27 protein-coding genes are annotated in these 24,651 nt (G+C 65.2%); 15 read left to right on the forward strand and 12 right to left on the reverse strand.

Annotation, left to right across the window (positions count from 1 at the left end; genetic code table 11):
• Positions 1–49 precede the first annotated feature (49 nt).
• From DBW_RS06810 to murB, 12 genes are all read left to right on the forward strand, one after another.
• Positions 50–1,231, forward strand: a complete 1,182-nt coding sequence (locus tag DBW_RS06810) for an amino acid ABC transporter permease (RefSeq protein ID WP_066729716.1) — start codon at positions 50–52, stop codon at positions 1,229–1,231.
• 31 nt (positions 1,232–1,262) lie between these two features.
• Positions 1,263–2,324, forward strand: coding sequence for an amino acid ABC transporter permease (locus tag DBW_RS06815; protein WP_066726114.1), 1,062 nt, complete (start codon positions 1,263–1,265; stop codon positions 2,322–2,324).
• Positions 2,325–2,353: 29 nt separating this feature from the next.
• Positions 2,354–3,133, forward strand: a complete 780-nt coding sequence (locus DBW_RS06820; protein WP_066726117.1) for an amino acid ABC transporter ATP-binding protein — start codon at positions 2,354–2,356, stop codon at positions 3,131–3,133.
• A 77-nt stretch (positions 3,134–3,210) separates the two neighbouring features.
• The gene (locus tag DBW_RS06825; protein WP_066726120.1) at positions 3,211–4,650 is read left to right on the forward strand and encodes a putative nucleotidyltransferase substrate binding domain-containing protein; all 1,440 of its coding nucleotides are present in this window, start codon (positions 3,211–3,213) and stop codon (positions 4,648–4,650) included.
• Positions 4,651–4,801: 151 nt separating this feature from the next.
• Positions 4,802–6,214, forward strand: a complete 1,413-nt coding sequence (locus DBW_RS06830) for a radical SAM protein (protein WP_066726124.1) — start codon at positions 4,802–4,804, stop codon at positions 6,212–6,214.
• 104 nt (positions 6,215–6,318) lie between these two features.
• The gene (locus tag DBW_RS06835) at positions 6,319–8,409 is read left to right on the forward strand and encodes a cation:proton antiporter domain-containing protein (RefSeq protein ID WP_066726127.1); all 2,091 of its coding nucleotides are present in this window, start codon (positions 6,319–6,321) and stop codon (positions 8,407–8,409) included.
• Between the two features lie 27 nt (positions 8,410–8,436).
• Positions 8,437–9,144 carry a spermidine synthase gene (locus tag DBW_RS06840; protein WP_066726130.1) on the forward strand — a complete coding sequence of 236 codons (708 nt, stop codon included), beginning with the start codon at positions 8,437–8,439 and terminating at the stop codon, positions 9,142–9,144.
• Between the two features lie 11 nt (positions 9,145–9,155).
• Positions 9,156–9,380, forward strand: a complete 225-nt coding sequence (locus DBW_RS06845) for a DUF3820 family protein (protein WP_066726133.1) — start codon at positions 9,156–9,158, stop codon at positions 9,378–9,380.
• An 18-nt stretch (positions 9,381–9,398) separates the two neighbouring features.
• Positions 9,399–9,611, forward strand: a complete 213-nt coding sequence (locus DBW_RS06850) for an RNA-binding S4 domain-containing protein (RefSeq protein WP_066726135.1) — start codon at positions 9,399–9,401, stop codon at positions 9,609–9,611.
• Positions 9,608–10,099: an RNA methyltransferase gene (locus tag DBW_RS06855; protein ID WP_066726137.1), complete on the forward strand. Its 492-nt coding sequence runs from the start codon at positions 9,608–9,610 to the stop codon at positions 10,097–10,099. Before DBW_RS06850 ends, DBW_RS06855 begins: the two co-directional genes overlap by 4 nt.
• A 132-nt stretch (positions 10,100–10,231) precedes the next feature.
• Complete coding sequence (locus DBW_RS06860) at positions 10,232–11,179, forward strand: Gfo/Idh/MocA family protein (protein ID WP_066726140.1); 948 nt, start codon at positions 10,232–10,234, stop codon at positions 11,177–11,179.
• Between the two features lie 18 nt (positions 11,180–11,197).
• The gene (gene murB / locus DBW_RS06865; RefSeq protein ID WP_082820223.1) at positions 11,198–12,169 is read left to right on the forward strand and encodes a UDP-N-acetylmuramate dehydrogenase; all 972 of its coding nucleotides are present in this window, start codon (positions 11,198–11,200) and stop codon (positions 12,167–12,169) included.
• 72 nt (positions 12,170–12,241) lie between these two features.
• Here murB and DBW_RS06870 read toward each other — a convergent pair whose 3' ends face one another.
• The 4 genes from DBW_RS06870 to DBW_RS06885 form a co-directional block, all read right to left on the reverse strand.
• The gene (locus DBW_RS06870) at positions 12,242–12,664 is read right to left on the reverse strand and encodes a thioesterase family protein (RefSeq protein WP_066726144.1); all 423 of its coding nucleotides are present in this window, start codon (positions 12,662–12,664) and stop codon (positions 12,242–12,244) included.
• A gap of 94 nt (positions 12,665–12,758) precedes the next feature.
• Positions 12,759–13,565, reverse strand: coding sequence for a C40 family peptidase (locus DBW_RS06875; RefSeq protein WP_231875397.1), 807 nt, complete (start codon positions 13,563–13,565; stop codon positions 12,759–12,761).
• A 17-nt stretch (positions 13,566–13,582) separates the two neighbouring features.
• On the reverse strand, positions 13,583–15,178 hold the full coding sequence (locus DBW_RS06880; protein WP_066726146.1) for an aspartate:alanine exchanger family transporter: 1,596 nt from the start codon (positions 15,176–15,178) through the stop codon (positions 13,583–13,585).
• Between the two features lie 29 nt (positions 15,179–15,207).
• A complete protein-coding gene (locus DBW_RS06885; RefSeq protein WP_066726157.1) occupies positions 15,208–15,873 on the reverse strand; it encodes a hypothetical protein in 666 nt (221 codons plus the stop codon).
• A 137-nt stretch (positions 15,874–16,010) separates the two neighbouring features.
• Here DBW_RS06885 and tnpA point away from each other — a divergent pair, with 137 nt between their 5' ends.
• Positions 16,011–16,445, forward strand: a complete 435-nt coding sequence (gene tnpA / locus DBW_RS06890) for an IS200/IS605 family transposase (RefSeq protein ID WP_066724805.1) — start codon at positions 16,011–16,013, stop codon at positions 16,443–16,445.
• Between the two features lie 181 nt (positions 16,446–16,626).
• Here tnpA and DBW_RS06895 read toward each other — a convergent pair whose 3' ends face one another.
• From DBW_RS06895 to DBW_RS06930, 8 genes are all read right to left on the reverse strand, one after another.
• A complete protein-coding gene (locus tag DBW_RS06895; RefSeq protein WP_066726159.1) occupies positions 16,627–17,841 on the reverse strand; it encodes an MFS transporter in 1,215 nt (404 codons plus the stop codon).
• 66 nt (positions 17,842–17,907) lie between these two features.
• Complete coding sequence (locus DBW_RS06900; RefSeq protein WP_066726161.1) at positions 17,908–18,171, reverse strand: hypothetical protein; 264 nt, start codon at positions 18,169–18,171, stop codon at positions 17,908–17,910.
• Between the two features lie 83 nt (positions 18,172–18,254).
• A complete protein-coding gene (locus tag DBW_RS06905) occupies positions 18,255–18,911 on the reverse strand; it encodes a YceH family protein (protein WP_066726164.1) in 657 nt (218 codons plus the stop codon).
• Positions 18,912–18,935: 24 nt separating this feature from the next.
• Complete coding sequence (locus tag DBW_RS06910) at positions 18,936–19,532, reverse strand: lysophospholipid acyltransferase family protein (RefSeq protein ID WP_197463744.1); 597 nt, start codon at positions 19,530–19,532, stop codon at positions 18,936–18,938.
• The gene (locus DBW_RS06915) at positions 19,525–20,412 is read right to left on the reverse strand and encodes a carbon-nitrogen hydrolase (RefSeq protein ID WP_066726180.1); all 888 of its coding nucleotides are present in this window, start codon (positions 20,410–20,412) and stop codon (positions 19,525–19,527) included. Before DBW_RS06915 ends, DBW_RS06910 begins: the two co-directional genes overlap by 8 nt.
• Before the next feature lie 62 nt (positions 20,413–20,474).
• Positions 20,475–21,506 carry an agmatine deiminase family protein gene (locus DBW_RS06920; protein ID WP_066726184.1) on the reverse strand — a complete coding sequence of 344 codons (1,032 nt, stop codon included), beginning with the start codon at positions 21,504–21,506 and terminating at the stop codon, positions 20,475–20,477.
• Entirely contained in the window at positions 21,506–22,201 is a 696-nt protein-coding gene (locus DBW_RS06925; protein ID WP_066726187.1) for a DedA family protein, read from the reverse strand. Before DBW_RS06925 ends, DBW_RS06920 begins: the two co-directional genes overlap by 1 nt.
• A 74-nt stretch (positions 22,202–22,275) precedes the next feature.
• Positions 22,276–22,824: an HD domain-containing protein gene (locus DBW_RS06930; protein ID WP_066726189.1), complete on the reverse strand. Its 549-nt coding sequence runs from the start codon at positions 22,822–22,824 to the stop codon at positions 22,276–22,278.
• A 118-nt stretch (positions 22,825–22,942) separates the two neighbouring features.
• Here DBW_RS06930 and DBW_RS06935 point away from each other — a divergent pair, with 118 nt between their 5' ends.
• Together DBW_RS06935 and DBW_RS06940 are read left to right on the forward strand one after the other, a co-directional pair.
• Positions 22,943–23,584, forward strand: coding sequence for a TetR/AcrR family transcriptional regulator (locus DBW_RS06935; protein WP_066726190.1), 642 nt, complete (start codon positions 22,943–22,945; stop codon positions 23,582–23,584).
• Positions 23,581–24,648 (forward strand): efflux RND transporter periplasmic adaptor subunit, encoded by a 1,068-nt coding sequence (locus DBW_RS06940; RefSeq protein ID WP_066726192.1) that lies wholly within the window; start codon positions 23,581–23,583, stop codon positions 24,646–24,648. The genes DBW_RS06935 and DBW_RS06940 overlap by 4 nt, the downstream gene beginning before the upstream one ends.
• Positions 24,649–24,651 lie beyond the last annotated feature (3 nt).

Genomic DNA, 24,651 nt, shown 5'->3' on the forward strand with positions numbered 1-24,651 from the left:
TTCCGCGGCAAAACCTTTTCGATCGGTTTCGGACTTGACAACTCCTGCGATTGCCCCCACCGACACCTCTGCTCCACCCCGGGTTCCCTTCTGGCGTGACCCGGCGAAACGGGCGCTGGTCTTTCAGGCTGCGGCCCTGATCCTGGTCTTTGGTATCGGCTACTTTCTCTTCGTCAACACCCAGGCGAACCTTGCGCGCCAGAATATAGCCACCGGCTTCTCCTTCCTGGGAAATGAGGCGTCCTTCGAGATCGGCGAGTCGGTGATCCCCTATTCGGCCGCCGACACCTATTTCCGTGCCCTTCTGGTCGGGGCGCTCAATACGATCAAGGTCGCCTTCATCGGCATCGTCCTGACCACGATTCTCGGTACCCTGGTCGGGGTCGCCCGACTTTCGAAAAACTGGCTCCTTTCAAAGCTGGCGGGGGGCTTCATCGAAACGATGCAGAATATCCCGGTATTGCTGCAGCTCTTTTTCTGGTATGCGATCTTTTACGAGTCGTTTCCTGCGCCGCGCCAGGCCCTCCACCCGCTCCCCGGGGTTTTTCTCTGCAACCGCGGGTTGATCTTCGGGATTCCGCTCAAGGACCCGGCTCATGGGGCAATGTTCTGGGCGTTGGTGGCGGCCCTGATCCTCAGCTGGTTTTTGCACCGCTGGGCGCGGTTGCGCCAGGCCCGCACCGGGCAGATCTTTCCGGCTATCCGTTGCGGTCTTCTCCTCTGTGTCACCCTGCCGCTGCTGGTCTGGTGGGGGTACGGGGCACCGACGACGATGGATATGCCGGTGCTGCGCGGCTTCAACTTCACCGGCGGTATGACCGTCAGCCCCGAGTTCTCTGCGCTGCTGATCGGTCTGGTCCTTTACACTTCGGCCTTTGTGGCGGAGATCGTCCGTGCCGGCATCCAGTCGGTGGGTACCGGACAGGTCGAGGCGGCGATGGCGGTCGGTCTGAAATCCGGGCAGGTTCTCCATCTGGTCATCCTGCCCCAGGCGCTGCGGGTCATCATTCCGCCGCTGACCAGCCAGATGCTTAACCTGACCAAGAACAGTTCGCTGGCGATCGCTATCGGGTTCCCCGATTTCGTCGCCGTTGCCAACACCACCATCAACCAGACCGGACAGGCAATCGAAGGGGTAGCGCTGATCATGGTGGTCTACCTCTTCTTCAGCCTGTCGACTTCGTTCTTCATGAACTGGTACAACAAAAAAATGGCTCTGGTGGAGAGGTGATGCCGTGAGTGAATCCACCCCTGCTCCCGAAATGATGAAACCACCGCGGACCCGCATCGGCGCCCTCGGCTGGGTGCGCGCCAATCTCTTCAACAACTGGTACAACTCGTTGTTGAGCCTGGTGACCCTGGCTCTGCTTGGCAAGCTGGTACCGCCCCTGTTCAAATGGGCATTTGTCGACAGTCTCTGGTTCAGCAGTGCCGAAGCCTGTCATGACGTCGACGGCGCCTGCTGGTCGATCATTCCCGCCAATGTCCGCTTTATCTTCTTCGGGTTCTTCCCCCAGGACCAGCAATGGCGACCGCTGCTCGCCATGATCCTGCTCTTGGCGCTGGTCTTCTATTCCAAGGATCGGCGCCACTGGACCCGGTTTTTGCTCTGGCTCTGGCCCATCGGCCTGGCGGTGATGGGAACCCTGATGCACGGCGGGATTTTCGGCCTGCCAGTGGTGGAGACCAGCCAGTGGAGCGGCCTCCCCCTGACCCTGATGCTGGCGCTGTTCGGCATGTTTGCGGCCTACCCGCTCGGTGTGCTGCTCGCCCTCGGCCGCCGCTCGCGGATGCCGGCGATCAAGTCGCTGTGCGTCGTCTACATCGAAATGATCCGCGGCGTGCCGCTGATCAGCCTCCTCTTCATGTCTTCGGTCATGTTCCCGCTCTTTCTTCCCGAGGGAGTCACCCTCGACAAGGTGCTGCGGGCACAGGTGGCGATTATCATGTTCACCGCGGCCTACATCGCCGAGGTGGTGCGTGGCGGGCTGCAGGCGATGCCCCGCGGCCAGTACGAGGCTGCCGAATCGCTCGGGCTCGCCTATAACCAGACCATGCGCCTGATTATTCTGCCGCAGGCCCTGAAGATCGTCATCCCGCCCAGTGTCGGGATCCTGATCTCGGCCTTCAAGGACACCTCGCTGGTCGTCATCATTGCCCTCTACGATGTTCTCAAGACCACCAAGGTGACCCTCTCCAATCCAAAATGGGCCGGGTTTTCCACCGAGGCCTATATCTTTCTGGCCGTTCTCTACTTCGTCTGCTGCTATGCCATGTCGAGCTACAGCCGCAAGCTGGAGAAGGCCCTGCATACCGGACGCTGATTGGTCCGGTTCCAACCTGCGAGAGGTTTATGAACGACGCGCAACGCTCTGAAACGAAGGCAGGCTCCCCGGGGGAGGGGGCGATCATCGAAATCACCGACCTGCACAAGTGGTACGGTGAATTCCATGTCCTCAACGGCATCAACCTCACCGTGCAGACCGGGGAGCGGATCGTTATCTGCGGTCCGTCCGGCTCGGGCAAGTCGACCCTGATTCGCTGCATCAACCGGCTCGAGGAGCACCAGGTGGGACGGATTGTCGTCAACGGCACCGAGCTGACCAAGGACATCAAGAATGTCGAAAAGGTCCGCGCCGAGGTCGGGATGGTCTTTCAGCACTTCAACCTCTTTCCCCACCTGACGGTGCTCGACAATCTCACCCTCGGACCGATCTGGGTGCGCAAAACGCCGAAAAAAGAGGCCGAGGAGGCGGCGATGATGTACCTGGAGAAGGTCCATATTGCCGAGCAGGCCAAGAAATTTCCCGGTCAGCTCTCCGGTGGGCAGCAGCAGCGCGTAGCCATTGCGCGCAGCCTCTGCATGAAGCCGAGGGTCATGCTCTTTGATGAGCCGACCTCGGCCCTCGATCCGGAGATGGTCAAGGAGGTTCTCGACGTCATGATCAGCCTCGCCGAAGAAGGGATGACGATGCTGGTGGTGACCCATGAGATGGGATTTGCCAAGAGCGTAGCCCATCGGGTGATGTTCATGGATTTCGGGCAGATTGTCGAGCAGAATACCCCCGCGGAATTCTTCGACAACCCTCAGCACGACCGTACCAAGCTCTTCTTGAGCCAGATTCTGGAGTGACTCCGGCATCCCGGCGTCGACCGATGGTCCGGCTTCTTCCGGTCGGCGCCCCCCTCTCACGCTGAAGGCCCCCGGCGATGGCCGATCCCAATATCTTTTTTCTCCCGGTGGGCGATTTCTGCCGGCGCGAAGTGGTGACCTGCAGCCCCGACGACGGGTTGGTGGCGGTCGCCGGGCGGATGCGGGAGCGGAACATTTCGAGCGTCGTGGTCTGTGTCGATGGAATCCCAACCGGCATCGTCACTGACCGTGACCTGCGCAACAAGGTTATCGCCAGCGGCAGTGACCCCAATCCCCTGCACGTGCGCTCGGTCATGAATTCCCCGTTGATTACCATTTGTGAAGAGGACTACCTCTTTGAAGCCCTCTATCGCATGTCCCGGGAGGAGATTCACCGGGTCGCGGTAGTCGACCGCGAGGGGCGCCTGGTCGGGATTGTCACCGATTCCGATATCCTGCGCCTGCAGACCCGTTCGCCCCAGCAGTTGATTCGTGATATCGAGGAGGCCGGTAGCGTCGCCGAGCTCAAGGAGCTGCACCGGCGGATTCAGGAACTGGTCCTCCATCTGGTTGGAACCGGGGTGGCGACCCGCGACCTGGTGCGGATGATTGCCCATCTCAACGACCGTCTCCTGCTGCGGTTGATCGACCTGCTGCGCAGCGGCGCCTACGCCGATTTGTCCGAGGATTTTGCCTTTGTCGTTCTCGGCAGCGAGGGGCGCCAGGAACAGACCCTGACCACCGATCAGGACAATGGCATTATTTACGCCGATCATCTCTCGAAAGACGAGGTGGCGCGCATTGAAGCCTTCAGCGAGGAGCTGATTGGCCAGTTGATCGCCATCGGCGTGCCGCCCTGTCCGGGGGGGATCATGGCCAAGAATCCGGCCTGGCGTCGCAGCTTCAGCGCCTGGACCGAGATTGTCGATCACTGGCTCGCCAATGCGGTGCCGGAAAATATCCTCAAGGGAAGCATGCTCTTCGATTTGCGTACCCTCGCCGGGGATCCAACCCTGGAACGTCGTCTCAAGGACCATGTCACGAAACGATTGCGCCAGGATGCGGTCTTCCTGGTGCGGACCGCGGCGAACGTGGTCCGTTTTGTCCCGCCCCTCGGCTGGTTCGGCCGCATCAAGGTTGAAAAGGAGGGGGAACACCGCGGCCAGCTCGATATCAAGAAGGCCGGAATCTTCGCGGTGACCGAGGGGGTCAAGGTGCTCGCCTTCGAGGCCGGTATCTTTGACGGCGGCACCCGCGAGCGGCTGCAGGAGCTGGTAGCGGCCAGGGTTTTGGAAAAACAGCAAGCCGAGGACCTGGAAGCCAGTTTCAACTACCTGGTATTCCTGCGCCTTCGTTCCCAGGTGGCGGCCATTCGCGCCGGATCGGCACCGAGTAACTTCCTCTCCCTCGACCACCTCAATCGCATGGAGCAGGGGCGTTTGCGGCTCGCCCTGGAAGAGGTCGACGCCTTCCTCGATTTTCTCCGGCGGCACTATCAACTAGACCTGATACGCTAGGTCTGCCGCAGAAAATCGGCAGCGCGACGTGTTTGCGCCGCAGCAAAAAATTCCCCTAGGCGGGCACCCAAAAATCGCCTATAGTGCGCCATCCCCGCCCCCTTGCCGGCCGTGCCGGAAGGGGGTGGTCTGCGTCACGGTGGAGGCGTTCATGGGCAATATCCTGGTTCCAGCAGCACGGGAGCGGCGACGGGCCGCCAATCGTGAAGAATTCTCGGCGGACTATAATCGTCTGCACTTTCCAGATGCAGCCATGGCGGCCGCAATGATGGATCGCCGCGGTGAACTCCTGGCCCAGCTGGCGGGGCAGGTGGAGCTCGGTTGCGGCGGCACCAAGCTCGATTGCAGCAACCTCGCCCCGGGGTGCCGCATCTGTGTCGCCGGTGGCTGGTCCTGTCTCTTCATCAACGGGCGCTGCAACTGCCGCTGTTTTTACTGCCCGACCGGGCAGGAGGCAACCGGCCTGCCAACCACCAATACGGTGGAGTTTCGCACCCCCGCCGACTACGTCCGCTATCTGGAACTCTTCGGTTTCAGCGGCGCCAGCATCAGCGGCGGCGAACCCCTTTTGACCCCCGGCCGCAGTCTTGCCTTTATCACCGCCATCAAGCGCCGCTTCGGCGCTGCCATGCCGGTCTGGCTTTACACCAACGGCACCCTGCTGACCGCCGATCTTGCTGCGCGGCTGGCCGATGCGGGGCTCGACGAAATCCGCTTCGATATCGGTGCGACCGGCTACCACCTCGATGCCCTGCGCCGTGCCGTCGGGGTGATCCCGACCGTGACCGTCGAAATCCCGGCGATTCCGGAAGAGGCGGGACGACTCAAGGAAGGGTTGTTGACGCTGCGGGAAGCGGGGGTGGACCATCTCAACCTGCATCAGCTGCGGCTGACCCCCTACAACCTGCCGCAGCTGGTGGAACGTGGCTACACCTTCCTGCATGGCGAGAAGGTGACTGTCCTCGAATCGGAACTGGCTGCCCTCGAACTGCTCCGCCACAGTGTCGAATGGGGAATCGGGCTGCCGGTCAACTACTGCTCCTTCGTCTACAAGAACCGCCACCAGGCCCAGGCGGCACGGTTGCGCAACGGCCGCTTTCTCCTCAAGAGCTGGGAGGAGTCGACCGCCGCCGGTTATCTGCGCACCCTCGCTCTGGTCGGTACACCGGCAGCGCTGGCGCGCCAGGAGGAAGAGTTCCGCGCGGCAGGTGTCGCGTCGACGCTGTGGAACCGAGGCAGCGGGCGCCTCGCCTTCCACCCGCAGCTTCTCCCCCTGGTCGATTTCAGCGATCTCCAGCTGGTGGTCGGTTACGCCACGGCCCGCCAGCGGCAGGCGGTGAGCTACCATAACCCCTTCACCACGGTGCGGCTTTCGCCGTCGAGCCAGGTCATCATCGAACGCGCCCGGGTCGGGCGTGATTTTGAGCTCAGCGGCGATCTGACGAAGTCATTCACCCAAACGTTTCTTGGCAAGGGTGGCGAATCCCTGGCTGAAATAGCGGCTCCCCTGTTAGAGCTGCTCCCCTTCGAGCGGTTGCCAACCGGTTTGGCCGATTACTATTGATCTGGCACCCGGCCGCGAAAAGGGTGGTCATGCCCTTCGATTGTCGATAGAATCTGCGCGATGCGGGTTACTCGCTGCCAGCCCAGTTCCTTCGCAGGGAAACCATGTCCGATCCCCATGAATTTCTGCGTGCCCTGACCGTCGTCCTGTGCGTGGCTGCACTGACCACGGTCCTGTTTCAGCGCCTGCGCCAGCCGGTTATCCTCGGTTATATCCTCGCCGGACTGATTGTCGGTCCCCATGTGCCGGTGCCACTGGTGGCCGACAGCGTCACCGTGCGAACCCTGGCCGAGATCGGCGTGATCCTGCTGATGTTTTCCCTCGGCCTGGAGTTCAGTCTGCGCAAGCTCGGCGAAGTCGGTCCGACCGCCGCCATGACCGCTGTCGTCGAAACCAGCCTGATGCTCTGGTTCGGGTTCAACATCGCCCAGCTGTTCGGCTGGACCCTCCTTGAATCACTCTTCCTCGGCGCCGTCATCGCCATCTCCAGTACCACCATCGTCGCCAAGGCATTTCAGGAACAGGGTGTTGCCGGGCGGCTGCGGGAGCGGGTGGTCGGTATCCTGATCGTCGAGGATCTGATCGCCATTCTGCTGCTGGCGGCGCTGACTGCCATCGCCAGCGGCAGTGGCCTGGCTTTCGGCCCCCTCCTGGTCACCGTCGGCAAACTCGGCGCCTTCCTGGCCGGGCTGATCGGTTTTGGCCTCCTCCTCATCCCCCGGGCGGTGCGATTGGTCAATCGCCTGAACCGCCCGGAAACGACCATCGTCGCCGCCGTCGGCTCCTGTTTCGCCCTCGCGCTGCTGGCCCAGGGGTTCGGCTATTCGGCGGCCCTCGGTGCTTTCCTGGCCGGGTCGTTGATCGCCGAATCGGGGGAGGCCGGCCGGATTGAACGCCTGGTCGAGCCGGTGCGCGACATCTTTGCGGCGGTCTTTTTCGTCTCGGTGGGCATGCTTATCGACCCGGGCTTGATCCTCCGCCACTGGGGCGCGATCCTGGTCCTGACCGGGGTGGTGATCGGCGGCAAAATCGGCGGTGTCGCCCTCGGCTCCTTCCTTACCGGGAGCCGGCTACGCATTGCCATCCAGTCGGGGATGAGCCTGGCGCAGATCGGCGAGTTCTCCTTCATCATCGCCGGGCTCGGCTTGACCCTCGGTGCTACGGGAGACTTTCTCTACCCGGTGGCGATTGCGGTCTCGGCGCTGACTACCCTCACCACGCCGTGGCTGATCCGTGCTTCCGGGCCGGTGGCGGACTGGGTCGACCGCCATCTTCCTGGCCCCTTGCAGACCTTTACCGTCCTTTACGGCAGTTGGGTCGAAGGATTGCTCAAGGCGCCCCGTTCCGAGGGAAACATGGCGCAATTGCGGCGACTGTTGCGGCGACTGTTGCTCGACGCCGCGGTCTGCTCCGCCATCCTGGTCGGTTTCTACTCCTCTGCCGACGCGCTCCTCGCCCTGGCCCGGGATCGGGCTGCCCTCCCTGACGCCATCGCCTCGCCGCTGCTGCTCGGCATCGCCCTGCTCCTCGCCGCCCCTTTCTTTTTCGGCACGATCCGGGTCGGACGCAAACTCGGCCAGGCCCTCGCCGAAATGGTCCTGCCGGCCGGCAGGGAAGGACGGGTCGACCTCGCCGCAGCGCCGCGGCGCCTGTTGGTGGTCAGTTTTGAACTCCTCATCGTTTTTCTGGTCGGTGCCCCGTTGCTGGTTTTGACCCGCCCCTTTGTTCCGGGGATTCCCGGAATTCTGTTGCTGGCGCTCTTCGTCACCGGCCTCGGCGTCCTTTTCTGGCGCAGTGCCACCAACCTCCAGGGGCACGTGCAGGCGGGGACCGAGGTCATCATCGAAGCCCTCGCCCGCCAGGCCAAGGGGGGCGGCGGCAGTGCCGACCGCAGCGCTGTTGCCCTGCAGCAGGTCGAACAGCTCCTGCCGGGGTTGGGCGCCTTGACGGCGGTGCGGTTGAAGCCCGATTCCCCCGCCGTCGGCCGGAGCCTGGCCGAGCTCAACCTGCGCGCCCTGAGTGGCGCCTCGGTTCTCGGCATTACCCGCAAGGGCGGGGCGATCATTGCCCCGACCGCGAGCGAGGTTCTTAACGCCGGCGATCTACTGGCCCTCACCGGAACCAGCGACGCCGTCGCTCTGGCGCGCACGCTGCTGGAGGAGTCAAGCGCTCCCGAACCTCCTTTTGAAAGCTGATGCTCCCTCCCACGGAAGGACAATGGTATGGCGCAACCCTGGAAAACCCTGGCCAGTGTCCCGACCGCAGAGGGTCTGCTCGAACTGCGGCAGCGCGGACCCAAGGATTTTCTGATTCTGGTCGGGGGGCTGGTTCTGATGAACAGTCTCGCCAATCGCTCCGAGATCGCCCTTGGTCAGCTCGGTTGCCGTCACCTCGGGGAGCACCCGGCGCCACGGGTCCTGGTCGGCGGGCTCGGCATGGGCTTTACGCTGCGGGCGGTCCTCGATGAGCTGCCGGCTACGGCGCAGGTCACCGTCGCCGAGCTCAACCCGGTGGTCGTCGACTGGTGTCGCGACCCTTTGGCCCCCCTCACCGCCGCCGCGGTGGACGATCCCCGGGTGACCCTGGTGATCGGCGATGTCGCCGAGGCGGTCCGCAAGGTGGCCAAGGCACCGTCATTGCCGCGCTACGATGCTATCGTCTTCGATCTCTACAAGGGACCCCATCATCGCAGCGACGCCGAGCGCGATCCCCTCTACGGCCGTCGTGCCATTGCTGCCGTCCACGCAGCACTGGCGCCGGAGGGGCGCTTCACGGTCTGGGGGGAGAATTTCGATGCCGGTTTCGACCAGCGGCTGCGCGCCGCAGGATTCGTCACCAGCCACCAACGACCGGGGCGGGGGGGCTACCGGCATGTCGTCTTCGTGGCGAGCAAGGCGCCCCGGGGCGGTGCAGGCGGGGGGCGGCGGTGAGGGGGGCCTCGATGGATGCATCCCGCAACGCCCTGCAGGAGCTGGCAGCGGCCCGCATGCCCTATGGCCGCTACGCCGGCTGGCTCCTGGTCGACCTGCCGGAACCTTACGTCGTCTGGATGGCTGGCCAGGGGTTCCCCGCCGGCAAACTCGGGCGCCAGCTGCAGGAAATCTACGAGATCAAGCGCAACGGTCTCGAATACCTCTTCGAACCGCTGCGGTCCCCGGTCCGCTGATCGACCAAGGAATAGCCGATGGACGAATTCTCCCTGCAGGATCATCCCTGGATCGAACTCCACAATCTCCTCAAGGTGACCGGGCTCTGCGCCAGCGGCGGTGAAGCCAAGGCGCGGATCGCCGCCGGTGAAGCCCGGGTCGACGGCGCCGTGGAGCTGCGCAAACGCTGCAAGATCCTGGCGGGTCAGGTCGTTGAGTTCGCCGGCGCCAGGGTACTGGTGACCCTTTGAACTCCCCGCTGGCGAATCTGGCCGTCATCCTCTGCGAGCCGCAGCAGCCGGGGAATATCGGCGCCGTGGCCCGGGCGATGGCCAACTTCGGCGTCACCGACCTGCGGCTGGTCCGCCCCTGCGCCCATCTTCACCCCGAGGCCCGCAAGTTTGCCGCCCATGGCCACCTGCTGCTCGGCCAGGCGCGGCTTTTTGCCGACCTCGACAGCGCCCTGGACGGCATCGACCTGAGTATTGCCGCGACCTGTCGCAGCGGGCGCCTGCGCGGCGAACTCCTCGATTCGACCCGCTTGCCGGAGCTGGTCGCAGCGCTCCCCGCCGGGGCGCGCACCGCTCTCGTCTTCGGGCGCGAGGACCGGGGTCTCGCCACCGCCGAGGTGGCACTTTGCACCCGCGCCGTCGCCATTGCCACCTTGGGGCCGGCCTCCTCCTTCAACCTGGCCCAGGCGGTCCTTGTTTTTCTCTACGAGCTGGCGCGGCGCCCCTGACCGGTTCGCCGGAAAGGTGCCGCGCGAAGCTTGACAGGGGGGTGGCCGGGCCGATAATAATATCCTGGCTGTTGCTGCGGTGAGCCTGTCTTTCGGGCTTGCGACCCTTTTCCCCAGCGCGCAGGAGGGACCATGCGTATCGCCCTGATCGGCATCGGCAAGATCGCCAATTACCAGATGCAGGCCATCTCCCACACCAGGGGGATCACCCTGGTCGATGCCCACGACCTCGACCCGGTACGGGCCGAAGAGCTTCCCGGCAGCGTGCAGTTCCACGATGACCTCGACAAGCTGCTGCAGCGCTCCAAGGCCGATGCCTTCCTCGTCTCGACGCCGACGCCGAGTCACTTCGAGGTGGCGATGAAGATCATCGAGGCCGACCGCGTTTCCATCGTCGAAAAACCGCTCTGCACCAACCAGCAGCAGGTCGACGCCCTGATGACGGCGGCCCGCACCCGCAAACTCCCGCTTTATACCGCGTTCCATCCAAGCTACGGGCGGGAGGTTGAATGGTGGCTGGAACAGACCGGCGCCCAGAATTTCGAGGTCGGGCGCCTGATCGGTTTCGAGTCCTGCTTTGCCGATCCCTATTTCCTCGATGGCAAGCTCACGCTGGGCGCCGTCGGCAAGGCCGGGGCCTGGCTCGACAGTGGCATCAGCAGCCTGAGTATCCTGGCGCGCCTGCTCGATCCGGAGCAGATGGCGGTGGTCGAAGGACGGATGACCGTCATCCCCTCCATTTCCTGCGCCCAGGTCCAGGGACTCGGGCTCTACCGGTTTCACAGCGGCGGCAGTGTCGGTTACGGCATGATCGATACCAACTGGACCCTGGGCAAGAACTACAAGACCACCCGGCTCTGGTATGAGAATGGCGTCATCGAACTCGATCATGCCCGGGAGTACGGGCGGTTGCGGCTCGCCGGCCAGGAGGAGCTGGTCTTCAATCTGGCGACCGACAAGCCGCGGCTGGTCAATCACTACTGCGGGGTCTTCGACAACCTCGCCATGCTCTTCGCTGGTGGGGAAGACAACAAGGAACTCTCCGAGGTCCTGCATCGCCTCCTCTTTTCCGCCCTTTAAGGCAGTTACCCGTTTTCCATGGCGACTTTTTCAAGTGAACGGATGCAGGCCGACCTGGCCGGCCTCGGCCTGACGACGCTCAGCGCCGATGCGCCCCTTGCCGCTCACAGCAGCTGGCAGATCGGCGGGCCGGCCGACCTGCTGGTCGAACCGGCGAGTGTCAGCGAGGTTTGCACGGTCGTCCAGTATGCGCGGGCCCACGGGCTGCCGCTGCTGGTCATCGGCCAGGGGAGCAATCTCCTTTTCGATGATGCCGGCCTGCGCGGCATTGTCCTCAAGGTGGGGCGGCGCCTCGCCGACCTGGAAATAGCCGGACGGCGGATTTCGGCGGGTGCCGGTCTCTGGGTGCCGGGCCTGGCCCGCGCCGCCCAGCGCGCCGGAATCGCCGGGTTCGAGCATATCGTCGGTATACCGGGGACGGTGGGCGGGCTGGTGGTGATGAACGGGGGGAGCCGACGCCAGGGGATCGGTGATCTGGTGCGGCGGGTCTGGGTGGTAGACCGGGAAGGCAACCAGGCGTCCTTGACGCGCCAGGAGTGCGGTTTTGGCTATCGCTGCAGCAACCTGCAGGGGAGCGGCTCGCTGGTGGTACGCGTCGAACTGGAGGGGCGGGCCGGGGAGGGGCGACAGATCCGCCGGGAGATGCTCGCCGACCTGCGGGAGCGGCGCGGCAAGTTCCCGCGCAAGGAGCCGAACTGCGGCTCCGTCTTTTTGAGCACGGCGGCGATGCATGCCAGCGTCGGACCGCCGGGGCGGATCATCGAAGAGGCCGGTCTGAAGGGGGCGTCCATCGGCGCGGCGGAAGTTTCCCGGCGTCATGCCAACTTCATCGTCAACCGGGGCGGTGCGACCTCCCGCGATGTGCTGGCCCTGATTGCCCACATCCGGCAGGTGGTTATGGAACGGATCGGGTTTGAACTGCAGTGCGAAGTGCGCTACGTCGATCCCCGCGGCGGCGTGATGCCCGCCGACCGCGCCCTGACTCCATAACGGGGCTGTCCGCAGTGAGGATACCGGGAACGGCCGGGGGTGCAGGGTGCTGCATTCCCGGCCGTTGGCGTTTCAGACACTGGCGTCGGCGGCCTTTTTGGCGAGGCGGGCGACAAACTTGTCGTGGTCGATGGTAAAGCGCTCATGGTAGCCGCGGGCGATAACATCGGCCGCATCCCGGGCCTCGACGCTCCAGCGGGTGCGGCGGCCGTCCACCTCATCGAGGCGCACCTGCGCCGTGACCGTCATCCCCGGCGGTGTCGCCGCCTCGTGGGTGATATCGACCAGGGTGCCGACACTTTGTTCCCCCTCTTCAAGAAACGGCGCCAGCGCCTCCATGCAGGCCCATTCCAGAAATCCGACCAGAAAGCCGGTGGCGAAGACTTCGGGCATGGCCCGGAAAGGTTCCGCTTCGGGATAGAGGTAGGGGACGGTCTTGGTCACCGGGACGCAAAAGTGCAGGGTGTGGGAATGGCCAACGGCGATTTCGCGCATGATGTTTCCTCCCTGTGCGGATTGAAAGAACTGCTGCCAGTTTAACACAGCCTGACGGTTGGCCGGCCGGCCAGCCAGGTCCCTTCCGGCAGGGTCAGAGGTAGCTGCGGCCGCCAACGTAGGTGCGCACGAAAAAGGGGGTGGCAAGATCGGCGATCCGCACCGTCTTGCCGGTGCGCGGGGCATGGATGAACCTGCCGTCGCCGATGTAGAGCCCAACGTGGGTAACCGTACTTCCGCCCCTGGTGGCGAAGAAGACCAGGTCGCCCGGGCGCAGCTCCGTTTTCGCCACCCAGCGTCCGGCCTGGAACTGGCTGCGTGAGACCCGCGGCAGGTCGAGTCCGTTGAGGCGGTAGCAGACCAGGGTCAGGCCGCTGCAGTCGAATCCCTCCTCGGCATCGGTCCCGCCCCAGCGATAGGGGACGCCGAGAAAGCGGCGCGCGGTCCTTACCAGTTCGGTGCGCAGGTCCCCCGGCGCCCCGCGGGCAATGCGGGCGGCGGTGTAGTCCTCCGGAATGACAATGAAGAAGGAGCCGATCAGCCCCTGGTCCCGCAATCCAACCGCTTCGTTTTTCGCCGCTTGGTAACTGTCATGATTGCCGAAGCGGACCTTGTAGAGCCCCGACTCATGCAGGAAGTAGTAGGCGTCGATGCCGCGCGACTCAAGCAGACGTTCGAGCCGCACCGCGTTGTCTATACTGGAAAAAGCCCCCACCTGGACGCTGTAACCCATCCGGGCCAGGGGGGGCGCAGCGGCCTCCGCCGCCGGCAGCAGCGCGGCGATGGGATCGCTGCCGGCGGCGCTGACCGGGAGGGGGGATGGCGCAGGCGGAGCTTGCGGTAGCGCACCCTGGCAGGCGGGCAGGAGCAGGAAGAGAATCAGCAGAAGCGGCAGCCGCATCAGAATGACACCGGTGGCTACAGGAGCAGCAGCAGGACTTTGACGGCGAGAATCTTGCCGATCAGGGCGACGGGGTAGACGGTGGCATAGGCAGCCGGGGCGTAGCTGCTGGTCGACAGGGTGCCGGCCGCGGCCAGGCCCGAGGCACTGGTCATGCCGCCGACCAGGACCCCGAGCAGGCGCAGAAAGCGGATGCGCAACAGCCACAACCCGAGGAGCAGGCCGGCAGCCAGGGGGAGCAGGGTCACCAGGACGCCGGAAAAGAGGAGCGCCTCCCCTTGCTCGTGAAGCGTGGCGACAAAGGAACCGCCGGCCGAGGTGCCGATCGCCGCCATGAAGAGGGCCAGGCCGAGGTCACGGATCAGGCGATTGCCGGCCGTCGGCAGATCCCAGATCAGCGGGCCGGTCTGGTAGCGGGCGCCGAGCAGCAGGCCGGCGATCAGGGTGCCGCCGGTAGTGCCGAGGGTCAAGGGGCCGACCAGCGGCAGCGGCAGGGTCAGCCCCCCGAGCAGGAACCCGAAGAGGAGTCCGATGAGGATCGGCAGCAGGTTGATGTCGTAGGTGGCCTTGAGGTCGTTGCCGAGCATCCGCGAGATGTTGCGCAGGGCGCGCTCGTCCCCCACGGCGTGGAGGACGTCGCCGAGATGGAGCCGGGTGTGGGGATCGGCGATCAGGTCGATGCCGTTGCGGGTGATCCGTGCCACCTGCACGTTGAAGGTTTCCCGGAAATTGAAATAGCCGAGGGTGGTCCCCACGAAACGGCGCTTGGAGACGACGATGCTCTTTTTGGTCAGCATCCGTTCGAAGGCAATCTCCCCCGCTACCTCCTGGCCGATGAAGAGGACCATCTTTTCGAGGTCGCCGGGGCGACCGACGACCCGCAGCCGGTCGCCTTCCTGCAGCACCGTATCCGCCCCGACCAGGACCGGTTCGAGGGCCCCCTGGCGCAGCAGGCGGGTGATCGTCACCGGGGCAATCTCCTTGAGCAGGAGCTGGTCGATGCGCTTGCCGAAGAGGTTGGGATTGCTGACCTCGATATGACGAAAGGTGATCGGTGGGTTGATCAGCGCCAGCTCCTCGGCCAGGCGCTCTTCTTCCTGCTTCAGGTTGACCCGCAGCAGGCGCGGTACCAGCCGGATGGCGAGGGCGACGCCGATCACGCCGAAACCGTAGGTCACCCCGTAAGCGGCCGGCGCCCGGGCATGACCGACGATCTCGACGGCGGCCGCCAGGGACGGGGTGCTGGTCATCGCCCCGGCGAGGAGGCCGGCGCCGGTCCCCGGATCGAAACCGAAGAGCCGACAGCAGGCGAAGGCTGCCAGGGTGCCGGTCAGGGCCATGACCAGCACCACCAGGGCCATCGCCAGGCCATGACTGCGGAAGGAACTGGCAAAGCCCGGCCCGGCCTGTAAACCGATGGCGTAAATGAACATCGCCAGGCCGATGGTGTGGATGCCGGCAGGGAGGGTGACGCCGAAATGGCCGAAGGCGAGGGCCACGAAGATGATCGCCGATGGACCGAGGGAGAGGTTCCACAGCCGCACCCTGCCGAGCAGTTCGCCCAGGATGATGATCAGCAGCAGCAGAAAGATCTGGTTATGCAGCAGGGTCATGGTCCCACCGGGAATTGTCGCAGGGTCGGTCAGAACCGGACCCGGCCGAGATTCTTCTGGTAGTCGCCAAAGAGCTCTTCGAACATCTTGACCCAGTGGCCGGCGGTCATCAGGGTGAAGCGGTGCAGGGCGGTCCCGGAAACCTCAAACCGCCCCTTGCCTCCCGGCCCCCGGGTGATCAGGGTGGTCTTGATTTCACCGGCCATTTTCGGAATGTCTCCCGACCAACCGCCCCCCTTGACCTGGATATAGCCCCAGAGCTGGTCGATGGCGACCTCCATGACAATGGCTTCGGGCCCGGCCGCCGCGGCGTCGCCGACCACCCGGTAACCGTAGCTGGCAAGGGCATCGGTCAGCAGCTCGCGGACCACCTTTTCGACCGGCTGGTCCGGTTTGAGGAAGATATTGTTGCGCGCCTTGCCATAGCCGTCCCGGACCCGGGCGATAAAAAAGCGGCGCTCCTTGGCGGGCGTGGTGGCAACGCTGCCGACGGCGATGGACGGGGTATTTGCTTCCCGGGGGTTGTCGGCGAAGGTGCGGTTGTCGCTGACGCTTTTCAGGTAGATCACCCCTTTTGCGTCGCCCCTGGCGCCCTTGAACGCCGGGATTGTCAGGGCGATTTCACTCCGCCCGGCGGCGTCGGAGGCGGTTGGCAGCAGCATGAGCAGCAGCAGGCAGAGTACGGACAGGCGCATTGGCGATCCTCCTTTAGTGTGAAGTAGAAACCCCCGTCCTCTGGACGGGGTCAGAGTCCTTTGGCTTTGCCAAAAGGGCTCATGGCAATCCATATTCAGGCGTTGTTCCCGCAACGACCTGAACAGAAAGGAAAGCCATGAGCCGTTTTCGAAAATTAACACATGCGATCTGGCACTGCCAGTATCACATCGTCTGGGTGCCCAAGTATCGCTTCCGGATATTGGAAGGTGAACTGGCGCAAGAAGTTCGAGCGTGTATCCGGATCTTCAGCGAGCAGAGTCACTGCGAGGTCGTCGAGCTGAATGTCCAGAAAGACCATATTCACCTGATCATCATGGTGCCGCCCAAGGTGTCCATTTCGGAGTTGATGGGGCGCCTGAAGGGCCGATCAGCGATACGTATTTTAAAGAACCATCCCAAGTTGCGGAAGAAACGCTACTGGGGCAATCATTTTTGGGCGCCCGGCTACTGCGTTGACACGGTAGGCCTGGATGCCGAGATGATCAGGCGCTACGTGCGGTATCAAGAGCAGCATGAGAAGAAAGTGGAACAACAGCAACTCAAATTCTAATTGTTGTGGACGTGGGAACAACGCTCCGGTGACCCTCTTTGGGGGTCACCGGCAACGCCCCCTCTGGGGGCGCCTTTAAAGCCCCGTCCTCTGGGCGGGGTTTTTTTACAATGGACAGAAAAATCCAAGGTTCAGCCGGTTGCCGGAGAATATAGCGGATTGAAGCGGAAGCGGCAACCTTTCAGCGCCGGCCCAGGAGACGGACAGCGACAGCGGAGCAGAACCCGCCGACACCGAGACTGGCGAAGGCAAGGCCCCAGGCGAAGACCTGGCTGTTGCCGCCGGCGAGGTCGAGAACGGCGCCGAAGACCAGGGGGGCGGTGAAGCCGGCGCCGAAGCCGAGCAGCGAATGGAGCGCCATCGCCGCCCCGCGGCGTTGCGGGTCGGCCGCCGCGACCATGCCGGCGGTGAGCGCGGCCGAATCGCCCATCACCAGCAGGAAGTAGCCGGCGACCAGGATGAAGACGAGCAGGGGGGGGAGGGGGGCGCTGAAGCCGACCAGGCAGGAGGCGACCCCGGATGCTGTCATCACCATCAGGACCACCTGGCGGCGGTCGCGGCGCACCGCCAGTTCATTGCCGAAAATACTCGCCAGCGGGCCGAGAAGATTGACCCAGGCGGCGAGGGTGGCGGCGCGGGCGAGGGAGCCTCCTGTCGCGGAGAGGCCGAGGCTGAAGGCGAAAAAGGCCGGCAGCCAGGAGCGCAATCCAAAGAGTTCCCAGCAATGGAACATGTAGCCGAGGATATAGCCGAAGGCCGGCCGGTTGCGCACCACCGAACCGAATTCGAAAAGGCCGGCGGGCCGGGCAGCAGAGGTTTGCCCACCCCTGGGCGGGAAGCTGAAGAGCACCAGCGGCCCGGCCATCAGGGGACCGAGGCTGGCGAGGGCAAAGGTCCACTGCCAGCCGGCCTGGGAGAGGGCGCCGGCCAGCAGCAGGGAACCGCTGGTGCCGAGACCGAAGCTGGCGGTGTAGAAGGCGATGCTGCGGCTCTGGGTGGTCCCCTGCAGATGCTCGGTCAGAAGGCGCAACCCGGGCATGTAGGTGCCGGCAAGCCCGGCCCCGACCAGCGCCTGGCAGAGGAGCGCGCTGATCAGCCCCTGGGCGAAAAGGGCAAAGCCGAGGCAGCCGCAGGCGGAAAGGAGGGTGGCGAGCAGGTAGATGCGGCGGGCGTCGATGCGGTCGGTCAGCCCGACCAGGATCGGGGTTGCCGCCATGTAGCCGGCAAAAAAGGTGCCGCTGATCAGCCCCGCCTCCGAGTTGGTCAGGCTCCAGCCCTGCTGCAGGGTCCGCAGCAGGGCCGGATAGGTGGCGAACCCGGTCATGCTGAGAATCTCCGCCGTGCAGAGCAGGAGCACGGCGCGCAGGGGCGAAGGCGGGGACTTGGTGCCGATCATCGGCAATTCCTTGCGGCAGGGGGCGGCTGGCATCCGCCGACACAGGGAGCAGTCAGGATGAGTGGTTCAGAGCAGGTACGCCTTGACCAGCGCCTGCAGCTCGTCCCTCTGCGCCGCAACCGCCGCCCGGCGCTCTTCGAGGGAGAGGAGGCTCATCAGGTGCTTGCGGGCCTTCTTGCGACTGCCGGCGATCGACTCGCACATGCCGCAGAGGATGTCGGCGGGAAGGCCGTTGCGGTACCCGGCGACCAGTTTCTTGATCTCGTCACGGCGTTGCTCGTCACTCCAGGCCTGGAACTGGGCCTCGCCCAATTTGGAAAAATCGAACATGTCACTCCCTGTCGGTGTTGGCAATGGGCCGCCGGTGGCGGCCGGAATCTGTGGAACAAGCGGACAGCGATCGTCGCTGCCGGTCATTCGAACTGGCGACGAAAAGCGGCGAAGGCGTCGCGCAGGGTGGTAAGTTCGGCCGCGAGCCGCGCCACCTCTGCTTCGAGGGCGGCAATCCGCTCGTCCTCCCCGCGAACCTGTCGGGTCGCCGGCTCCTCCGGGACGACCGGCTCCGTCGTCGGCTCCGGCGGGGCCCCGAGCAGCTGGGCGAAGCGGGATTCCTTGCGTCCCGGTTGGCGCGGCAGCTTGACGGCGAGGGGCTCCTCCCGCCCGGCGAGTTCGCCCAGCACCTCCTCGACCGCGGCGAGGTCGGCGAAGGGGTGCATGCGCTCGCAGCGGGTGCGCAGTTCGCCGAGGGTTTGCGGCCCGCGCAGCAGCAGCTCGCAGAGGACGGCGAGCTCGGCCGGATCGAGGTGCAGTTTGGCGCTGGCGGAGTGGGCGTATTTCGGCACCCGGCCACCGTCCCCCGACTGCAGCGCCAGGCCCTTGAAACGGAGGCCGTCGAGGGCGCGGACGACATCGGTCTCCGCCAGCGCCAGAACCGGGTCGCGGTTCGATTTCTGGTTGCAGGCGTTGGTCAGGCTGTTCAGCGACAAGGGATAGTATTCGGGGGTGGTCAGTTCCTTTTCGATCAGGGCGCCGAGCACCCGCTCTTCGCTGGCATTGAGGGTGGTGGTCATCGGGCTCTCCTTGTTGCTGGCGGGTCAGAAGTTCTCGGGGTGGCGCGGAGCGACGTCGGCGTAGAAGGCCTGGATGCGGGCGAGGTCGGCCTCGTAATTCTCACCCGGCAGCAGCAGCGGCCCGAAGCCGATCTCCCGTTTCCGGTAGTCGAAATAACAAAGGGCAATCGGCACGCCGGCGGCCTTGGCGATGTGCCAGAAGCCGCTCTTCCAGCGTTCGACCTTCTTGCGGGTCCCCTCGGGGGTGATGCCGAGCCAGATCCGCTCGCGCTGGCGATAGATCGCGGTGGTCTGCTCGACGAGGTCGTTGCGCTTGCTGCGATCGACCGCAATGCCGCCCAGCCAGCGGGCGAGGAGGCCGAGGGGGGGGCGAAAAAAGACATGCTTGGCGAGCCAGTTGGCATGGAGCCCGGTCGCGAAGACGAGAGCAATCCCGACGATGAAGTCCCAGTTGGAGGTGTGGGGGGCGACGACCACCACCAGCTTCGACTGCTCGGGAAAGGGGCCGGCCAGGCGCCAGCCGAGCCGGCGCATGGCGAACCGTCCGAGAGCGCGGCTCAGCCGGTTTCCCCGTTGCGGCACCGTGGCGGGGAGGGGTGGCAGGTTCGCTGGATCAGTCACGGTAGCGCCGGAGCAGGTCGCCATAGGCATCGATGCGACGATCCCGGAGGAAGGGCCAGATGCGGCGCACGGTTTCACTCCGTCCGAGATCGACGCTGACGGTGAGAACGGCCTCTTCGTCCTCGGCGGCGCGGGCGAGGAACTCTCCCTGCGGGCCGGCGACGAAGCTGTTCCCCCAGAAGCGGGCGCCGGCCCCGCCGCCCGGGTCGGGTTCGAAGCCGACGCGGTTGACGGCCACCAGCGGCAGGCCGTTGGCGACGGCATGGCCGCGCTGGACGATGATCCAGGCCTCGCGCTGGCGCAGCTTTTCATCGTCGCTATCGTCGGGGTCATAGCCGATGGCGGTGGGATAGATGAGAAGCTCGGCGCCGGCCAGGGCCATCAGGCGGGCCGCTTCCGGGTACCACTGGTCCCAACAGACCAGCACCCCGAGACGGCCGATGGAAGTGTCGACCGGGGTGAAACCGAGATCGCCGGGGGTGAAGTAGAACTTTTCGTAGTAGCCCGGGTCGTCGGGGATGTGCATCTTGCGGTAGCGGCCGGCGATGGAGCCGTCCGCCTCCAGCACCACCGCGGTGTTGTGGCAGAGCCCGGGGGCGCGGCGCTCGAAGAGAGAGGTGACGATCACCACCCCGAGTTCCCGGGCGACAGCGCCGAAGGCTTCCGTCGATGGACCGGGGATCGGTTCGGCCTGATCGAAGAGTTCGGTCGCTTCGCTCTGGCAGAAATAGCGGCCGGTATGCAACTCCTGCAGCACCACCAGCCGGGCGCCCCGCTCGGCAGCGGCGCGGATGCCGCTGATGCTGCGCGCGATATTGGCGGCGCGGTCATCGCCGCAGGCGTGCTGAACCAGGCCAATGGTGAGTTCGCGGTTGGTCATCGGGTTCACCTCGTGAAATAGGACTATCGGACCGATAGGACCAAGAGGTCCAATCCTGGTCTTTATCCCTTCGCCAGTACCCCTGCCGGGAGCTGCATCGTCACGCAATGGAGCGAGCCGTGCTGCAGCAGCAGCGGCCGGCAGTCGATGCCGATGACATCCCGCCCGGGAAAGGCCTGGCCGATGATGGCGAGGGCAACCGCGTCGGCCGGGTCGGCGTAGGTCGGCACCAGCACCGCGCCGTTGAGCACCAGGAAGTTGGCATAGGTCGCCGGCAGCCGGTTTCCGGCCGCATCGTAGATCGGTTGCGGCCAGGGGAGGGCGAGGAGGCGGAACGGTTCGCCGGCGGCGTTGCGCAGGTGCTGGAGCTCCATCGCCATGCGGCCGAGGGCGGCATGGTGTTCGTCCTCGGGGTCGGGGCAGCTGACATAGACGATGGTGTTGTCCGGACAGAGCCGGGCCAGGGTGTCGATATGGGAATCGGTGTCGTCGCCGGCCAGGTAGCCGTTCTCGAGCCAGAGGATGTGACTGGCGCCGAGCCAGCGTTGCAACTCCCCTTCCAGCCCCTGCCGGTCGAGGTGCGGGTTGCGGTTGGGACCGAGCAGACATTCGGCAGTGGTCAGAAACAGACCATTGCCGTCGCTTTCGATGCTCCCCCCCTCGAGGACCAGCCCCGGTACCCGGCGCTCCAGTTGGCCGAAATAGCCGGCTTCGGCAAGGCGGCGGGTGACCTGGTTGTCGCGGTCGGCCGGGAACTTTAGCCCCCAGCCATTGAAACCGAAATCGAGAAGGAGCGGTTTCCCCTCCGCCAGGACGGTGATCGGACCGAAATCCCGGGCCCAGGTGTCGTTGGTCGGCAGGGTGGCGAGGCGCAGCCGCTCCATGCGCGCCCCGGCATCCTCGAGGCGGGCAGGAATCAGCCCGGGTTGCGGCGCCACGATCAGGACCTGGCAGTAACGGCTGGCGGCGGCGGCGATGGCGATAAAGACCGGCTCCACATCAAAGAGCCAGGGGGCCCAGTCACTGTCAGGATGGGGCCAGGCGAGGAGGATACCATCCTGCTCCTCCCATTCGGCCGGCAGGCGTAGATTCATCAGCGGTCGTCCTTGGCTGGTGGTTCGGCAGCTGGCATCTTAGGTGAATTTTTGCCGCCGTGCAACGCTTTCCTCCCGCCCCGCTCCCGTCTTTTCGCCAGCTTCCGGCGCCCCCATACGGCCAGTACCGTCACCGCCAGCAACAGGCCAATGAGCAGGCTGAACCGGCCGCTCCAGAGCTCAACCCGCTGCCAGCTCGCCCCGGCGAGATAGCCGAGGCCGGGATAGGCCAGGCCCCAGAGGACGCCGCTGATGAGAACGTAGCCGGTCATCAGGCCGGGACGCATCTGGGTGCAGCCAGCGATGAAGGGGACGAGGCCGCGTACCGGCCCGACAAAGCGGGCAAAGAAGACGCTTTTGCCGCCATGGGCGGAGAAGAAGAGTTCGGCCTGGCGGACCAGCTCCAGGCGGCGCCGCAGCAGCGGCGACTGCAGCAGGGCGACGCCGGAGCGGGCGCCGAGCCAGTAGCTGCAAAGATCGCCGAGGATGGCGCCGATGGCGGAACAGACGATGACCGCGGCAATCGCCCCCTTGCCGTGCAGGGCGAGAAAGCCGGCAAAGAGGATCAGGGTGCTCCCCGGGACCAGCAGGCCGACGGCCGGCAGCGACTCGAAAAAGGCGACCAGCCCCAGCAGCAGGCAGTAGCGCCAGCCATCGGGGAGCCAGTCGAAGAGGTTGATCAGCCAGTTTTCCATGTCCCAATTCTAGCAGATGCAATGCCCGGCGGGCCCCCCGCTGCCAGGAAACCTTCCCTTCTCCCGGTGCCGGATCAGGCGGTGAAGCGGGCGTGCCAGCGATCGAAGACGGTGACCTTTTCGGCCCCGTACCCGGCCAGCTTGGCGCGGACCTCGGCGACCGGCCGCGGGCGGTCCTGCTCGACGGGGTTCTTGGAATAGAAGAGATCGGCGTAGGCGACGATCTCTTCTTCGAGGGTCAGCGGCAGCATCTCCCGGGGCGGCAGCGGAAGCCTGAGGGCGATGATTTCCGCCGCGGTCAGGCCGACCCCGACGTGGCGCTCGCAGACCAGGGCATGGCGTGGCAGCCCTTCGGCTTCGAGCATTTCCCGCCCCATGCTGGCGTGGGCGAGATAGGGGAGGGAGCCGAAGCAGCCGATCTCCGGGGCATCGGTGTGGAGGATGCCGATATCATGGAGGAGCGCCGCCTCCTCGACGAATTGGACATCGACCGCAACGGTCGCGGCCAGGTGGCGCGCTACGGTAACGGCATGGGCGGCGACCCGCTGACTGTGCCTCAACAGCGCGCGGTGGGCCAGGGTTCCCGGCGGGTAGAATTTCTCCAGCAGTTTTATCGGATCCAATGTAGCTCCAAGTAGTTGAAATAAAACAGTGTCCAAAAAGTCGACCGCGGTCGGAAATTTATTGACGGCGTTTCATGGCAACTATATCATGCGGCCCTGTTGAACCGAAAGGAGTCCCATGAGCGGGTTGCGGGAGACCAAGAAGCGATCGACACGGCAAGCGATCCTGGCGGCGGCAGTGGAACTCTTTGCCGCCCGCGGTTTCGAGCGCACCAGCATCGGCGACCTCGCCCGGACCGCCGGCATCGGCAAGGGGACGATCTACGGCTACTTCCGCACCAAGGAGGAAATCTTTCTGGCCTTTTGCGAGGACGAGCTCGATTTCATCTTCCGCTCCCTGGCCGAGGAGAGCGACCCGGCCGCGCCCCTGGTCGACCGGCTGTTGAACCTGTTCCTGGCCCAGTTTCGCTATGCCACCAGAAACCGTGAATTTGGCCGCATCCTGGTCCGGGAAATAGCCTTCCCCGCGGCGGCCGCATCCGCCCGCGCCCGGGATCTCGATGCCCGCTACCTGGCCGCCCTCGGTGAACTCCTCGCTGCGGCGTGTGCCCGCGGCGAAATCGCCCCGGGTTACGATCCGTTTCTGACCGCTGCCCACCTCTACGCCCTCTATCTGGTCGCCCTGTCGGGCTGGTATACCGGTTACCTGACCAGTGAAGACGAGGTCGAGAATTCCCTGCGAACCGTCCTGCTCCAGACCCTCAACGGCCTCGGGCTGCGGCCGGCTGACCGTTTTGCAACAGCAAAGGACCTGTCATGAAATCTCACCTGTTGATCGGGAGCTGTCTCCTTGTCCTGCTCACCCTGGCCGGCTGCAGCCGCGACGATGGCGCCGCACCCGTCGCCGCCAGCGCCAGGGCACCGGAAAAGGTCGTCAACGTCAAGGTCGCAACGGTCAAGAGGAGTGACCTGGCCGAGACCTTCACCCTGCCGGGGAGTCTCGAAGCCTGGCAGGACCTGACTCTGGCCGCCGAGCTGGCCGGCGCGGTGCGCTGGACCGGTCCGGAGGAGGGAGCACGGCTCGCCGCCGGCGCCGAAATCCTGCGCATCGACCCGGAGACGGCCAAGGCCAATCTCGACCAGGCCCGGGCCGATTGCGATCTGCTCGGCAAGCAGCTCGACCGGGTGCGGCAGCTGCACGGCGACGGCTTCGCCAGCCAGCAGGAGCTCGACTCCGCGGCAAGCTCCTATGCCGTCGCCGCTGCGGCCCTGCAGCGCAGCCAGGTCGCCCTGGCGAAGAGTTCGATCAGCTGCCCGGTGCCGGGAATTCTTGACCGGCGCCTGGTGGAGCGGGGCGAGTACGTGGCCGAGGGGACACCGGTGGCGCGGGTGGTCCAGGTTGACCGGCTCAAGGTTCAGATCGACCTGCCGGAAAAGGATGTCCCTTTTGTCCGCGTCGGCCAGACGGTGACGGTCCAGCCCGCGGTGTTGAACGGCACGGCGCCGGGGGCGCGTTCCGGCACGATTCGCCATATCGCCTACAACCCCGATCCGGCGACCCGCACCTATCGCACCACCGTGGAAGTCGCCAACCCGGCCGGCGACTGGCGTCCGGGCATGATTGTTCGTGCCACCTTTTTGCGCCGGACCCTCGACCAGGTCCTGGCGGTTCCGCTCTACGCGCTGCTGGAACGGGAGGCGACGCGCCTGGTCTTCGTCGAAGAGGGGGGCATCGCCCGGCGCCGCGAGGTGACCATCCTGGCGGTGGTCGGCCAGCAGGCGGTCATCGACACCGGTTTGGAAGGTGGCGAGCGGGTGATCGTCAGCGGCCAGCAGCTCCTTGCCGACGGCGCCGTGGTCGCCGTCGTCGCTGTCGAGGAGTAGACC

Source organism: Desulfuromonas sp. DDH964, assembly GCF_001611275.1.
Taxonomy (GTDB): Bacteria; Desulfobacterota; Desulfuromonadia; order Desulfuromonadales; family DDH964; genus DDH964.

Coding starts and splice junctions, on each gene's coding strand:
- DBW_RS06880 (WP_066726146.1), bottom strand. CDS start 15,178: ATGACCCTGCTGCATAACCAGATCTTTCTGCTGCTGCTGATCATCATC.
- DBW_RS06845 (WP_066726133.1), top strand. CDS start 9,156: ATGGATGCATCCCGCAACGCCCTGCAGGAGCTGGCAGCGGCCCGCATG.
- DBW_RS06860 (WP_066726140.1), top strand. CDS start 10,232: ATGCGTATCGCCCTGATCGGCATCGGCAAGATCGCCAATTACCAGATG.
- DBW_RS06840 (WP_066726130.1), top strand. CDS start 8,437: ATGGCGCAACCCTGGAAAACCCTGGCCAGTGTCCCGACCGCAGAGGGT.
- DBW_RS06895 (WP_066726159.1), bottom strand. CDS start 17,841: ATGATCGGCACCAAGTCCCCGCCTTCGCCCCTGCGCGCCGTGCTCCTG.
- DBW_RS06915 (WP_066726180.1), bottom strand. CDS start 20,412: ATGACCAACCGCGAACTCACCATTGGCCTGGTTCAGCACGCCTGCGGC.
- DBW_RS06935 (WP_066726190.1), top strand. CDS start 22,943: ATGAGCGGGTTGCGGGAGACCAAGAAGCGATCGACACGGCAAGCGATC.
- DBW_RS06830 (WP_066726124.1), top strand. CDS start 4,802: ATGGGCAATATCCTGGTTCCAGCAGCACGGGAGCGGCGACGGGCCGCC.
- DBW_RS06920 (WP_066726184.1), bottom strand. CDS start 21,506: ATGAATCTACGCCTGCCGGCCGAATGGGAGGAGCAGGATGGTATCCTC.
- DBW_RS06815 (WP_066726114.1), top strand. CDS start 1,263: ATGATGAAACCACCGCGGACCCGCATCGGCGCCCTCGGCTGGGTGCGC.
- DBW_RS06850 (WP_066726135.1), top strand. CDS start 9,399: ATGGACGAATTCTCCCTGCAGGATCATCCCTGGATCGAACTCCACAAT.
- DBW_RS06885 (WP_066726157.1), bottom strand. CDS start 15,873: ATGCGCCTGTCCGTACTCTGCCTGCTGCTGCTCATGCTGCTGCCAACC.
- murB (WP_082820223.1), top strand. CDS start 11,198: ATGGCGACTTTTTCAAGTGAACGGATGCAGGCCGACCTGGCCGGCCTC.
- DBW_RS06925 (WP_066726187.1), bottom strand. CDS start 22,201: ATGGAAAACTGGCTGATCAACCTCTTCGACTGGCTCCCCGATGGCTGG.
- DBW_RS06875 (WP_231875397.1), bottom strand. CDS start 13,565: ATGCGGCTGCCGCTTCTGCTGATTCTCTTCCTGCTCCTGCCCGCCTGC.
- DBW_RS06835 (WP_066726127.1), top strand. CDS start 6,319: ATGTCCGATCCCCATGAATTTCTGCGTGCCCTGACCGTCGTCCTGTGC.
- DBW_RS06905 (WP_066726164.1), bottom strand. CDS start 18,911: ATGACCACCACCCTCAATGCCAGCGAAGAGCGGGTGCTCGGCGCCCTG.
- DBW_RS06825 (WP_066726120.1), top strand. CDS start 3,211: ATGGCCGATCCCAATATCTTTTTTCTCCCGGTGGGCGATTTCTGCCGG.
- tnpA (WP_066724805.1), top strand. CDS start 16,011: ATGAGCCGTTTTCGAAAATTAACACATGCGATCTGGCACTGCCAGTAT.
- DBW_RS06900 (WP_066726161.1), bottom strand. CDS start 18,171: ATGTTCGATTTTTCCAAATTGGGCGAGGCCCAGTTCCAGGCCTGGAGT.
- DBW_RS06870 (WP_066726144.1), bottom strand. CDS start 12,664: ATGCGCGAAATCGCCGTTGGCCATTCCCACACCCTGCACTTTTGCGTC.
- DBW_RS06820 (WP_066726117.1), top strand. CDS start 2,354: ATGAACGACGCGCAACGCTCTGAAACGAAGGCAGGCTCCCCGGGGGAG.
- DBW_RS06940 (WP_066726192.1), top strand. CDS start 23,581: ATGAAATCTCACCTGTTGATCGGGAGCTGTCTCCTTGTCCTGCTCACC.